This is a genomic window from Mycobacterium parmense (assembly GCF_010730575.1).
Lineage (GTDB): Bacteria > Actinomycetota > Actinomycetes > Mycobacteriales > Mycobacteriaceae > Mycobacterium > Mycobacterium parmense.
Genome location: NZ_AP022614.1, coordinates 3,384,676 through 3,396,820, shown reverse-complemented (window position 1 = coordinate 3,396,820; position 12,145 = coordinate 3,384,676). Strand labels below are relative to the sequence as shown.

General features: G+C 66.2%; 15 protein-coding genes and 3 tRNA genes. 11 read left to right on the top strand and 7 right to left on the bottom strand.

The features are described from left to right. Window positions 1-74 precede the first annotated feature (74 nt). The 11 genes from G6N48_RS15685 to rplA all read left to right on the top strand — a co-directional run bounded on the left by G6N48_RS15685 (window position 75) and on the right by rplA (window position 4,802). Window positions 75-147, top strand: a tRNA-Thr gene (locus tag G6N48_RS15685). A gap of 52 nt (window positions 148-199) precedes the next feature. Then, window positions 200-273: transfer RNA gene (locus G6N48_RS15680), tRNA-Met, on the top strand. Between the two features lie 44 nt (window positions 274-317). Further along, window positions 318-485: a 50S ribosomal protein L33 gene (rpmG, locus tag G6N48_RS15675; protein WP_003898538.1), complete on the top strand. Its 168-nt coding sequence runs from the start codon at window positions 318-320 to the stop codon at window positions 483-485. A 49-nt stretch (window positions 486-534) separates the two neighbouring features. Then, window positions 535-1,011 (top strand): (3R)-hydroxyacyl-ACP dehydratase subunit HadA, encoded by a 477-nt coding sequence (gene hadA / locus G6N48_RS15670; protein ID WP_139826025.1) that lies wholly within the window; start codon window positions 535-537, stop codon window positions 1,009-1,011. Then, window positions 998-1,426, top strand: a complete 429-nt coding sequence (gene hadB / locus G6N48_RS15665) for a (3R)-hydroxyacyl-ACP dehydratase subunit HadB (RefSeq protein ID WP_085271888.1) — start codon at window positions 998-1,000, stop codon at window positions 1,424-1,426. The genes hadA and hadB overlap by 14 nt, the downstream gene beginning before the upstream one ends. Window positions 1,427-1,429: 3 nt before the next feature. Continuing rightward, window positions 1,430-1,930 carry a (3R)-hydroxyacyl-ACP dehydratase subunit HadC gene (hadC, locus tag G6N48_RS15660; RefSeq protein WP_085271889.1) on the top strand — a complete coding sequence of 167 codons (501 nt, stop codon included), beginning with the start codon at window positions 1,430-1,432 and terminating at the stop codon, window positions 1,928-1,930. 155 nt (window positions 1,931-2,085) lie between these two features. Continuing rightward, a tRNA-Trp gene (locus G6N48_RS15655) sits at window positions 2,086-2,158 on the top strand. Between the two features lie 97 nt (window positions 2,159-2,255). After that, a complete protein-coding gene (gene secE, locus G6N48_RS15650) occupies window positions 2,256-2,723 on the top strand; it encodes a preprotein translocase subunit SecE (protein ID WP_085271890.1) in 468 nt (155 codons plus the stop codon). A gap of 31 nt (window positions 2,724-2,754) precedes the next feature. Then, window positions 2,755-3,552: a transcription termination/antitermination protein NusG gene (gene nusG, locus G6N48_RS15645; RefSeq protein ID WP_085271891.1), complete on the top strand. Its 798-nt coding sequence runs from the start codon at window positions 2,755-2,757 to the stop codon at window positions 3,550-3,552. Between the two features lie 41 nt (window positions 3,553-3,593). After that, a complete protein-coding gene (gene rplK, locus G6N48_RS15640; RefSeq protein ID WP_085271892.1) occupies window positions 3,594-4,022 on the top strand; it encodes a 50S ribosomal protein L11 in 429 nt (142 codons plus the stop codon). 72 nt (window positions 4,023-4,094) lie between these two features. Next, window positions 4,095-4,802, top strand: a complete 708-nt coding sequence (gene rplA, locus G6N48_RS15635; protein WP_085271893.1) for a 50S ribosomal protein L1 — start codon at window positions 4,095-4,097, stop codon at window positions 4,800-4,802. A gap of 105 nt (window positions 4,803-4,907) precedes the next feature. On the opposite strand, the gene G6N48_RS15630 is transcribed toward rplA, so the two are convergent. From G6N48_RS15630 to G6N48_RS15600, 7 genes are all read right to left on the bottom strand, one after another. Further along, a complete protein-coding gene (locus tag G6N48_RS15630) occupies window positions 4,908-6,152 on the bottom strand; it encodes an RNA polymerase sigma factor (RefSeq protein ID WP_085271894.1) in 1,245 nt (414 codons plus the stop codon). A gap of 10 nt (window positions 6,153-6,162) precedes the next feature. Next, window positions 6,163-6,861 carry a YciI family protein gene (locus G6N48_RS15625; protein WP_085271895.1) on the bottom strand — a complete coding sequence of 233 codons (699 nt, stop codon included), beginning with the start codon at window positions 6,859-6,861 and terminating at the stop codon, window positions 6,163-6,165. Window positions 6,862-6,957: 96 nt separating this feature from the next. Next, window positions 6,958-7,854: a hydroxymycolate synthase MmaA4 gene (gene mmaA4 / locus G6N48_RS15620; RefSeq protein ID WP_085271896.1), complete on the bottom strand. Its 897-nt coding sequence runs from the start codon at window positions 7,852-7,854 to the stop codon at window positions 6,958-6,960. A gap of 75 nt (window positions 7,855-7,929) precedes the next feature. Continuing rightward, a complete protein-coding gene (locus tag G6N48_RS15615; protein ID WP_085271897.1) occupies window positions 7,930-8,811 on the bottom strand; it encodes a cyclopropane mycolic acid synthase family methyltransferase in 882 nt (293 codons plus the stop codon). Between the two features lie 114 nt (window positions 8,812-8,925). Continuing rightward, entirely contained in the window at window positions 8,926-9,786 is an 861-nt protein-coding gene (locus G6N48_RS15610; RefSeq protein WP_085271898.1) for a cyclopropane mycolic acid synthase family methyltransferase, read from the bottom strand. A gap of 88 nt (window positions 9,787-9,874) precedes the next feature. Then, entirely contained in the window at window positions 9,875-10,792 is a 918-nt protein-coding gene (locus tag G6N48_RS15605; RefSeq protein WP_085271899.1) for an alpha/beta fold hydrolase, read from the bottom strand. A 6-nt stretch (window positions 10,793-10,798) separates the two neighbouring features. Beyond that, window positions 10,799-12,145, bottom strand: coding sequence for an ABC1 kinase family protein (locus G6N48_RS15600; RefSeq protein WP_179969879.1), 1,347 nt, complete (start codon window positions 12,143-12,145; stop codon window positions 10,799-10,801).

The window sequence follows — 12,145 nt, the reverse complement described above, 5'->3', positions numbered from 1 at the left end:
GGGTTTGGAGACGTTGCGAAGCAGGCTGTACCCTCTTTTTGGCCCGCGGCATGACCGGCCGGTTCGGGTGAAAGGCCCCCTTAGCTCAGTCGGTAGAGCGTTTCCATGGTAAGGAAAAGGTCAACGGTTCGATTCCGTTAGGGGGCTCGGCGGACGCCGAGCAGGCAGGGCGGCTCCAACCCCGAAAGGGATGGCCAGAGGCGATGTAGCTCAGTCGGTTAGAGCGAACGACTCATAATCGTTAGGTCGCCGGTTCGAGTCCGGCCATCGCTACAACACAACAGCGCGACAGACAGAGAGTCGAAGAGAGAACCCCCATGGCTTCCAGTACCGACGTCCGGCCGAAGATCACTTTGGCCTGCGAGGTGTGCAAGCACCGTAACTACATCACCAAGAAGAACCGCCGGAACGACCCCGACCGGCTCGAACTCAAGAAGTTCTGCCCCAACTGCGGCAAGCACCAGGCGCACCGCGAGACACGCTAGCGTCGGCCTGCGGGCATTTGTTGAGACGAACTAGGTAGGTTTTTAGGCTGTGTCGTTGTCCACGATCGTCGGGATGCACTACCGCTATCCCGACCACTACGAGGTCGAGCGGGAGAAGATCCGCGAGTATGCGGTGGCCGTGCAGAACGACAGCGCTGAGTTCTTCGAGGAGAAGTCGGCAGCCGAGCTCGGTTACACCGGGCTGCTCGCCCCCCTGACGTTCATCTGCGTGTTCGGCTACATGGCCCAATCGGCGTTCTTCAGGCACGCGGGCATCGAAGTCACCGACCAGCAGATCGTGCAGGTCGACCAGGTGCTGCAATTTTCGAAGCCGATCGTGGCCGGAGACAAGCTCTACTGTGACGTGTACGTGGACTCGGTGCGCGAGGCGCACGGCACGCAGATCATCGTGACCAAGAACGTCATCACCGACGAAGCCGGTGACATTGTGCAGGAGACGTACACGACCCTGGCGGGTCGTGCCGGCGACGATGGGGAAGAGGGATTCAGCCATGCCACTGCGTGAGTTCAATTCGGTGAAGGTGGGTGACCAGCTTCCGGAAAGGGTGTACCCCCTGACGCGCCAGGACCTGGTGAACTACGCGGGGGTCTCCGGTGACCTGAACCCGATTCACTGGGACGACGAGATCGCCAAGGTCGTCGGACTCGACACCGCCATCGCGCACGGCATGCTGACCATGGGCATCGGCGGCGGCTACGTCACCTCCTGGGTCGGCGACCCGGGGGCGGTCACCGAGTACAACGTGCGGTTCACCGCCGTGGTCCCCGTTCCCAACGACGGCAAGGGCGCCGAGCTCGTCTTCAGCGGCAAGGTGAAGTCCGTCGATCCCGAGAGCAAGTCGGTGACCATCGCGCTGACCGCCACCACCGGGGGCAAGAAGATCTTCGGACGCGCGATCGCGTCGGCGAAATTGGCCTAGCGGATGGCTCTGAAGACCGATATCCGCGGGATGACTTGGCTGTACCCCGACTACTTCGAAGTGGCCCGCGAGCAGGTTCGCGGTTTCGCGCGCTCGATCAAGTGCGACGATCCGGCGAGCCACGACGAGAAGGCGGCGGCCGAACTGGGCTACGGCAGCCTCGTTGCGCCCCTGACGTTCGTCTCGATCTTCGCCAAGCTCGTCCAGGACGACTTCTTCCGCAATGTCGACGTCGGCATGGAGACCATGCAGATCGTCCAGGTCGACCAGAAGTTCATCTACTTCAGGCCGGTGCGGGTGGGCGACAAACTCTTCGCCCGGATGGACATCCACTCGGTGGACGAACGTTTCGGCGCCGACATCGTCGTCACGAAGAACACCTGCACGAACCAGGACGGCGACGTGATCCTGGAGGCCTACACCACCCTGATGGGACACGAGGGCGACAACTCGATCCAGCTGAAATGGGACAAGGAAACCGGTCAGGTCGTCCGAACCGCGTGAGGCGAAATCGGATTTCCTGGGTTTAAGGGGAATCGAGTACACTCGGTCGTCGGGGTTTTCCCAGCATCAGCGCGCTTTCCGCGAGTGACAAGCGGGGGCGCGCGTGTCATGTAGGCCCCGGCACAGGCAAGCACAGGTTGGCCTGCCAACCGCAGAGGGGCGTAGCTCAACTGGCAGAGCAGCGGTCTCCAAAACCGCAGGTTGCAGGTTCAAGTCCTGTCGCCCCTGCAAGCAGACACCGAGTGTGTGCCATGGTGGACACTGAAGCGATGCCCATACCACAGTGGGCTGGCACACGGATTACCGGCAAACAAAGGAGCACGCTGTGAGCGACGAGGGCGACGCCGCCAACGACGCCGCACGCGACGGCGGCGACACCGAGGAGACGCGCGCAGGCGGTGGCCGCACTGCCCTGGTGACCAAGGCTGCGACGCGGCCGCAGCGTCCCACCGGCAAGAGGTCCCGGCAACGGGCGGCCGAGACCGACGTCGACGTCGCCTCCGAGGCGACCGACGAGGCCGAGGCCGCAGAGGACAAGAAAGCCAAGAAGGGCAAGGCCGCCAAGAAGGTCAAGGCGGCCAAGAAGCCGGGCGAGCGTTCGGCCAATCCGTTCGTCTTCGTCTACACCTACCTCAAGCAGGTGGTGGCGGAGATGCGGAAGGTGATCTGGCCCAACCGCAAGCAGATGCTCACCTACACCTCGGTCGTGCTGGCGTTCCTGGCGTTCATGGTGGCGGTGGTCGGCCTCGCCGATTTCGGCCTGACCAAGCTCGTGCTGCTGGTGTTCGGCTGAGCGTTGAGATTGACAGAGAGGACTGCAAACCGTGACTACCTTCGACGGTGACACGTCCGCGGGTGAAGCGGTCGACGTAGAGGACGCCGCCGCGGCCACCGAAGGCGCAGAAGGAGCAGAAGGCGTCGAGGACGCCGGCGGCCCGGAGGACGCCGACAGCCCCGCGGGCACCGAAAGCCCCGCCGCGCCCGAGTCGGACGAGGACGTCGACCCCGCCGTGGCGCTCAAGGCGGAACTGCGCCGCAAGCCCGGGGACTGGTACGTCGTCCACTCCTACGCGGGTTACGAGAACAAGGTCAAAGCCAACCTCGAGACGCGCGTGCAGAACCTCGACGTCGGCGACTACATCTTCCAGGTGGAGGTGCCCACCGAAGAGGTCACCGAGATCAAGAACGGTCAGCGCAAGCAGGTCAACCGCAAGGTGCTGCCCGGCTACATCCTGGTCCGCATGGACCTGACCGACGATTCGTGGGCCGCGGTGCGCAACACGCCGGGTGTCACCGGGTTCGTGGGCGCGACGTCGCGCCCGTCGGCTCTGGCTCTCGACGACGTGGTCAAGTTCCTGCTGCCCCGGGGTGCCGCGAAGAAGGCCGCCAAGGGCGCGGCCAGCACCACCGCCGTCGCCGAGACGGGCGGCCTGGAGCGTCCGGCCGTCGAGGTCGACTACGAGGTCGGCGAATCCGTGACCGTGATGGACGGGCCGTTCGCGACGTTGCCCGCCACCATCAGCGAGGTCAACGGCGAACAGCAGAAGCTCAAGGTGCTGGTGTCGATCTTCGGCCGCGAAACGCCGGTCGAGCTGACCTTCAGCCAAGTTTCGAAGATTTAGCCGGGCAGCACGCCCAGTCCAGGAAGGAACACCCACATCACATGGCCCCGAAGAAGAAAGTCGTCGGGCTGATCAAGCTGCAGATCGTGGCGGGGCAGGCCAACCCTGCGCCGCCGGTCGGACCCGCGCTCGGCCAGCACGGCGTCAACATCATGGAGTTCTGCAAGGCGTACAACGCCGCCACGGAGAACCAGCGCGGTCAGGTCATCCCGGTGGAGATCACGGTCTACGAAGACCGCAGCTTCACCTTCGCGCTGAAGACGCCGCCCGCCGCCAAGCTGCTGCTCAAGGCCGCCGGCGTGGGCAAGGGCTCCGCCGAGCCGCACAAGACCAAGGTCGCCAAGGTCACCTGGGACCAGGTCAAGGAGATCGCCGAGACCAAGAAGGCCGACCTCAACGCCAACGACGTCGACGCGGCCGCCAAGATCATCGCCGGCACCGCCCGGTCGATGGGCATCACCGTCGAATAGCACGACAAAGAAAGCGTGGGAGGGCCAGCTTCGGCCCGCCGACCACGACCCAACACACGATTGGATGAACGAATGAGCAAGAACAGCAAGGCATACCGCGCGGCCGCCGAGAAGGTCGACCGCGACAACCTCTACACCCCGCTCGAGGCCGCCAAGCTCGCGAAGGAGACGTCGTCGAGCAAGCAGGACGCGACCGTCGAGGTCGCGATCCGGCTCGGTGTCGACCCGCGCAAGGCCGACCAGATGGTCCGCGGCACGGTCAACCTGCCGCACGGCACCGGCAAGACGGCGCGGGTCGCGGTGTTCGCCGTCGGCGACAAGGCGGAGCAGGCGCTGGCCGCCGGCGCCGACATCGTCGGCAGCGACGACCTGATCGAGAAGATCCAGGGCGGCTTCCTGGACTTCGACGCCGCCATCGCGACGCCCGACCAGATGGCCAAGGTCGGGCGCATCGCCCGCGTGCTGGGCCCGCGCGGCCTGATGCCGAACCCCAAGACCGGCACCGTCACCCCCGACGTCGCCAAGGCCGTTGCCGACATCAAGGGCGGCAAGATCAACTTCCGCGTCGACAAGCAGGCCAACCTGCACTTCGTGATCGGCAAGGCGTCCTTCGACGAGAAGGCCCTGGCCGAGAACTACGGTGCCGCGCTCGACGAGGTGCTGCGGCTCAAGCCGTCCGCGTCGAAGGGCCGCTACCTGAAGAAGATCGTCGTGTCGACGACGACGGGCCCGGGCATCCCGGTCGACCCGGCCGTCACCCGCAACTTCGCCGAGGCGTAGTGAGCGCGCGCTTCAGGCGCGGGCGAACGCAGCCGACCATCGATCCCGAGGCGTAGTGAGCGCGCGCCGTGAGGCGCGGGCGAACGCAGCCGACCATGCGCCGCGTCACCGGCGCGGGGCTTCGCAGGATTGGCACTCGGCGATGCGCCGGCGCAGGAATTCGCGGCCCGGCTCAGAGCCGTTGCCCGTCAACGCTATTCGGTACCACTTCAGGGCGTCGGCGGGCCGTCCGGCGCGTCGCAGTAAATCCGCGCGCACCGTCGCGACCAGGTTGGAGCGCGCGAGCCGCGGATCGCCGGCGACCTTGTCGAGGGCGGTCAGGCCGGCGTCGGGCCCGTCGCGCAAACCTACCGCCAGTGCGCGATTGGCGCGCACGACCGGCGAATCGGTCAGCGCCACCAACCGATCGTAGGCGACGCAAATGGCGACCCAGTCGGTCCGTTCCCAGGACGGCGCCGTGGCATGCAGCGCGGCGATCACCGCCTGGGGCAGGTACGGGCCCGTGGAGCCCTGCGCGCGCGCCAGCCGCTGCAACCCACGGGCAATGCGACCGCGATCCCACGTGCGACGGTCCTGGTCCTCGAGCGGCACCAGCATTCCGGTGTCGTCGGCCCGCGCCGCTCGCCGCGAATCATGCAGCAGCATCAGGGCGGCCAGCGCGTGCGCCTCCGGCTCGGCCGGCATCAGCGCGCACAGTTCGGTGGCCAGCCGGATGCCTTCGTCGCACAGTTCGTCACGGATCGCCGACGGGCCGCCCGTCGACCAGTACCCCTCGGTGAAGACGGAGTACACACAGGCCAACACGTGCGGCACGCGTTCGTCGAGGAGCGCGGCGGGCGGTACGCGCAGGGGGATGTTGGCGCGCCGGATCTTGTTCTTGGCGCGGGTGATTCGCTGACCGACGGCCGGCTCGGTCTGCAGGAGCGCCCTGGCGATCTCGGCGACGGTCAACCCGGACACCAACCTCAGGGTGAGCGCCAGCTGCGACTGCCGGTCGAGGGCGGGGTGCGCGCAGGTGAACATCATCCGCAGCTCGTCGTCACGAACCGGATGCGGCTCGGTGCGTTCGGTGCGCGCCCGGACAGCCTGGATGTCATCCACGACGTAAGCCAATTCCTTTGCGGGGCGGTTGGATTCACGGCGAAGCCGATCCCGCAGGCGGTTGCGGGCAACGGTCATGAGCCATCCGCCGGGATTGTCGGGCAGACCGTCTCGGCGCCAGGTGCGCAGCGCCTCGGCGCAGGCTTCCTGGACGGCGTCTTCGGCGACGGTGAGATCACCGCACCACCGCGCCAGCGCGGCCACGGCCGGTCCCCACTCGCGCCGGAAGACGCCGTCCAGGTCGGGCATTCGCGAGGAGCTACAGTGCGGAGATGCCGGCCAGCTGCCGCAGCTGCACCGTCGAAGCGGGAATCATCGACGCGAGCTTGACGGCTTCGTCGCGGTCCGCGGCACTCAACAGGTAGATCCCGGTGGCGATTTCGGCCCCTTCCACGTACGGCCCGTCCGTGATCAGGACCTCGCCATTGCGTACCCGCACGGTTGTCGCCGTGGACCGGTCGTGCAGCGCGGCGCCGCCGATGATGTGGTCGCCCGCGGCCGCGTGGAGATCCGCGTGCTTCGCCGCCACGGCCTCCCACTCCGGTGTGCCCGGCGTGTGCGCGGACGCGGGCGGTTCCAGCAGTAACGCGAGCCAGTCGTTGCCGGTGAGCGCGCGGGATTGGTCGATCGCGTGGACCGTGGGCCACAGTTCCACGGCCCCGAACTTCGCGAGTGGGACATCGCGCGCCAGCGCCAGCGCCTCGTCGAGGTTCTCGGCCTCGAACACGTAGTAGCCGCACGCCACCTCCGCGGACTCGGCGAAGGGGCCGTCGGTGACCGTCGGCGCGTCCGGGCCGCCGGTGATGGCCACGGCGGCGGCCGCGGGGGCCAGCGCGTCTCCGGATTTGATGGCGGAGCCGGCCGTGGCGTGGAACCTCTCCCATTCCGCCATCGCGGCGGCCGCATCGTCGGGTGAGCGGTCTTGCTCTCGACCGATCAACAGCGCGAAGTACTGCATGTTCGTCACCTCCGGTAGTGAGCGAGGCCTGATGCTCTCACTCTCTACCTGTTTGACGAACGGCGCAGCCCCGATCCGACAGCCCCGATCCGAGAACTAGGCGGCGGCGCCCGGCTTGAGGTAGGTGACCAGGCTGACGTCGAGCATCTCGTCGGTGAAGTAGTGCTCGCAACCGCGCAGGTATTTCATGTAGCGCTCGTAGACCTCTTCCGAGGTGATCTCGATGGCCTTTTCGCGGTTGGATTCGAGTGTGTCGGCCCAGATGTGCAACGTCTTGATGTAGTGCGGCCGCAGCGAAAGCGGCTCGGGGACCTGGAAACCCGCCTTCGCGCCGTGGTCGACCATCATCTCGGTGGAGGGCAACCGGCCGCCCGGGAAGATCTCGGTCACGATGAACTTGATGAAGCGCGCCGTCTCGAAGGTCAGCTTCTTGCCGCGGGACGCCAGTTCGAAGGGGTGGTAGCTGACGCTGCTCTGCACGGTCATCCGGCCATCGTCGGGCATGATGTCGAAACAGCGCTTGAAGAAGTCGTCGTAGTTCTCGTGGCCGAAGTGCTCGAACGCCTCGATCGACACGATGCGGTCGACGGGCTCGTTGAAGTCCTCCCAGCCGTGCAACCGCACCTGGCGCGAACGGTCGGTGTCCAGCGCCCCCAGCACCTGCTCGCAGCGGGCGTGCTGGTTTTTCGACAGCGTCAGGCCGATGACGTTGACGTCGAACCGCTCGACCGCCCGCTTCATGGTGGTGCCCCAGCCGCAGCCGATGTCGAGCAGGGTCATGCCCGGCTTGAGGTCGAGCTTGTCCAGGTTGAGGTCGATCTTGGCGTACTGGGCCTCTTCGAGCGTCATGTCGTCGCGCTCGAAATACGCGCAGCTGTAGATCCGGGTGGGGTCCTGGAACAGGGCGAAGAAATCGTCGGAGACGTCGTAGTGCGCCTGAATGTCTTCGAAGCGCGTCCGCGTCTTCGTCGGGCTAGTCCGTTGATCAGCCATTTCTTCTGGTTCTCTCCTGCATATCGATCACTGCCGGTAGGGCATGCGCGCGTCGCGCGATGTGTGCACTGAAGTCTACTTTTGCAGCGTGAACTGGTTGCAGTCGACGTAGCCAGTCCGGAACGCCTTGGCGCAGCCGGTGAGGTACCGCATGTAGCGGTCGTAGGTGGCCTCGGACTGCATCTCGAGGGCCTCGTCCCGGCGCGCCCGGAGGGCTTCCGACCACAGGTCGAGGGTCTGGGCGAAGTCCGACTGCAGGGACTGGACGCCCGTCACCTCGAAGCCGGCCTTCCTCGCGTGCTCCTCGACGGTCTCGATCGTCGGCAGGCGGCCGCCGGGGAAGATGTCGGTGACGAGGAACTTGATGAACCTCGCCCACTCCATCGTCAGGGGCATGCCGCGCTCGATGACCTGGCTGCTGTGCAACCCGGTGATCGAATGCAGCAGCATCACCCCCCGGTCGGGCAGGGCGTTGTAGGCGAACGTGAAGAAGTCGTCGTACCGGTCAAACCCGAAGTGCTCCAACGCCTCGATGACGACGATCCGGTCCACCGAGTCGCCGAACTCCGACCAGTCGCAGAGCAGCGCCCGGCGCGAGCGGCCGCTGTCGACGTCGTCGAGCAGTTCCCTGCAGTAGGACAGCTGATTTCGGGACAGTGTCAGGCCGACGACGTTCACGTCGTACTTCTCCAGGGCGCGCTTGAGCACCGAACCCCAGCCGCAGCCGATGTCCAGCAGCGTCATCCCGGGCCGCAGCCCCAGCTTGCCGAGCGTCAGATCGAGCTTGGCGACCTGGGCCTCCTGCAGGGTCATGCCGTTGCGGGGGAAGTACGCGCAGCTGTAGGTCCGCGTCGGATCCTGGAACAGCCCGAAGAATTCGTTCGAAAGGTCGTAATGTGCCTGGACGTCGTCCACGTTGGACCGTGTCGCGCCGGCGTCGGCGGGGTTGGTAGATATGACGTACCTCCCGGATTCACGGGCACCTCAAGTGACCATCCGGGGAAGGCTACACCCGTAACGCGGGGAATCGAGGAAGCGGTCTCCGCGATTCCCCGACCGGCTTGCCGCCGCCTACTTCGTGAGCGTGAACTGCGCGACGTTGGAGATGCCCTTGCGGAACAGGTCCGCGCAGCCGGTCAGGTACCGCATGAATCGCTCGTAGACCTCTTCGGACTGTATGGCGATCGCGCGGTCGCGATTGGCCCGCAGGTTGGCGGCCCAGATGTCCAGGGTCCGCGCGTAATGCGCCTGCAAGTATTGGGTCTCCTCGAGCGCGAATCCGCTGTTCCGTGACAAGTCGACGATGTCGGGTTCGCCGCACATCTGCCCGCCGGGGAAGATCTCCTTGCCGAGAAAATGGAAGAAGCGAAGATCCGTCATGGTGATCGGGATGCCAAGCTCCTTCCATCGCGACTGCGGATACGTGAAGATGCTGTGCATCAGCATTCGGCTGTCATCGGGGAGCGTCTTGTAGGCCCAATCCCAGAACGCGGGCCAGCGTTCCTTCTTGAACGCGTCGAAGGCCTCGAAACTCATCATCCGGTCGACCTGCTCGTCGAACTCTTCCCAGCCCTGCAGGCGGGCCTCGGCGCGGCGGGTCGTCGGGATCGCGGCAAGCCGTGCCTTGGTGCGCTCGTAGTGATTGCGGCTCAGCGTGATACCGATGACGTTCACGTCGTACTTCTCGAGCGCCCGAACCACGGCCCCGCCCCAGCCGCATCCGACGTCGAGCACCGTCATGCCCGGCTCGAGGTGCAGCTTGCCCAGCGCCAGATCCAGCTTTGCGAGCTGCGCCTCTTCCAGCGTCATGTCGTCGTTCTCGAAATAGGCGCAGGTGTACACCATGTTGGGGTCGAGGAACAGCGCGAAGAAGTCGTCGGAAATGTCGTAGGTTGCCTGCGACTCTTCGTAATACGGCTTCAGTTTGGCCATCGGGACGTCCAACCTCCTTCGACAACCGTACAACCCGGCGACTTTTCGCGAAAATCGCAGGGGAACGTTTTACCTAAAAGATTTCGGCTCAGCTCGCCCTGGCGAAGTTGCTTGTCAGCACGGTGATGACATGCTCCCACAACTGCTGCGGCAGATCATGAGCCATTCCGTCGAACAACACCAATTCGGCTCCGCGGATCGTCCGGGCGATCGCGCGGCCGCCGGACGGCCGCATCAACATGTCGGCCTTCCCGTGGATCACGACCGTGGGTGCGACGGTCCGCCGGTTGTAGCGCTTGAGGCTGCCACTGCCCAGGATCGCCCCGAAGTGCCGAGCAACCCCCTGGGGGTAATAGTTGCGGTCGTAGCCCTCGGCGGCCTCGGCGCGGGCCTGCTCTTCCGGCGTGCGGTAGCGAGGGCTGCCGATGATCTTGTTGACGCGCACCGCGTTGTCGATGATCACCTCGCGCGGCGAGTCCGGCGGCGGGCCCTTGAGCAGCGCCAGCAGCGCGCGCGGGGCCGGCGGGGGCAGAAACGCCGAATTGTTGCTGGAGAAGATGACGCCCAGGGTCTTCGTTCGCTCGGGGAATCGCGCCGCGAAGATCTGGGCGATCATGCCGCCCATCGAGGCCCCCACGATGTGGGCGTGCCGGATGCCGAGGTGATCCAGCAGCGCGGCCGCGTCGTCGGCCATGTCTTCGAGCGTGTACGCCGCGTTGCTGCGCAGGCCCAGAAACGAGCGAACCAGCCGTGTCACCAGCGACTGACCGGAGCTGCGGTGCCGCGTCTTGCCGGACAGTCCTACGTCGCGGTTGTCGTAGCGGATGACCCGAAGGCCGCGGCCCACCAGTTGCTCGCAGAACTCGGTCCGCCATAACAGCAGCTGCGCGCCCAGCCCCATGATCAACAGGACCGGCGGGTGGTCGACGTCGCCCATGTCCTCGTAGTACAGCTTCAGGTCGCCGTCGGGATGAGGCACTGCCGCATGGCCGCTGCGTATCTGCATCGGCCCCTAGACCTCGACGTCGGAGGAGTGCTCGCGGCTGACCTCCACCATGAAGTTGGCGAAGTAGCCGGTCAGCTGCGGGTCCGACATCATCTGCCACCGCGGCGCCAGCAGCTTCATGTAGCGCTCCACGTAGAGGAACTGCTTGCCGATCAGCACCAGCTCCCGCGGGAGCTTGACGTCGTAGGCGTCGGCCAGCGCGGACAGCTGCCGGCCGATGTCGGCATACGACATGTCCCCGAGCGTCTGCATCGTGAGCGGGGTGGCGAACTTCTCCAGATCCTTGGCGGCCTCGGCCTCGGGCTTCATCGTGCCGACCGCACCCATCAGCACCACGATCTTGCCGGCCGCGGCGTGGTCCTTCTTGACCAGCAACGCGTAGACCAGCTCGCGCAGCAGCCAGCGGGTGCGCGGGTCGATGCGGCCCATGATGCCGAAGTCGAAGAACACGATCCGGCCCTGCTCGTCGACGTACAGGTTGCCCGCGTGCAGGTCGCCGTGGAACAGCCCGTGCCGCAGCCCGCCCTCGAACAGGCTGAACAGCAGCGCCTTGACCAGCTCGGTGCCGTCGAACCCGGCCTTGCGGATGGCGGCGGCGTCGTCGATGCGGATGCCCTGCACCCGCTCCATCGTCAGCACACGCCCGCTGGTGAAGTCCCAGTGCACCTGCGGCACCCGGATGCCCTGGCCCAGCGGGGAGGCGTGCAGGTGCGCGACCCACGCCTCCATCGACTGCGCTTCGAGACGAAAGTCCAGCTCCTCGGCCAGGTTGTCGGCGAAGTCGGCGACAACGTCCTGGGCCGACAGCCGGCGGCCCAGCTTGGCCAGCTCCACGGCCTGCGCGAATCGCTTGAGGATCTGCAGGTCGGCGGCGACGCGGCGGCGGATGCCGGGGCGCTGGATCTTGACCACCACCTCTTCGCCGCTGTGCAGGGTCGCGTAGTGCACCTGGGCGATCGAGGCCGACGCGAACGGTGTCTCGTCCCACTTGGCGAACAGCTCGGAGGGGTCGCGGCCGAGATCTTCCACGAAGAGCTTGTGGACTGCGGCCGAATCGGCGGGCGGCACCCGGTCGAGCAGGCCGCGGAACTCGCGGGACAGCGATTCACCGAACGCCCCGGGGCTGGAGGCGACGATCTGACCGAACTTCACGTAGGTCGGCCCCAGGTCGGCGAAGGCCTGCGGGAGCTGGGAGATCACCTTCTGCTGCCACGGCCCCCTGCCCGGCAGTTTCGTGACGACGCGGGCGGCGGCGCGGGTGACCTGCCAGCCCGTCGCGGCCACGCGAGCCGCTTCGACCGGCAACGGCACCCGGGCGAGCTTGGCCACCTCGCGGTGTTTGGTAGAGCTCAT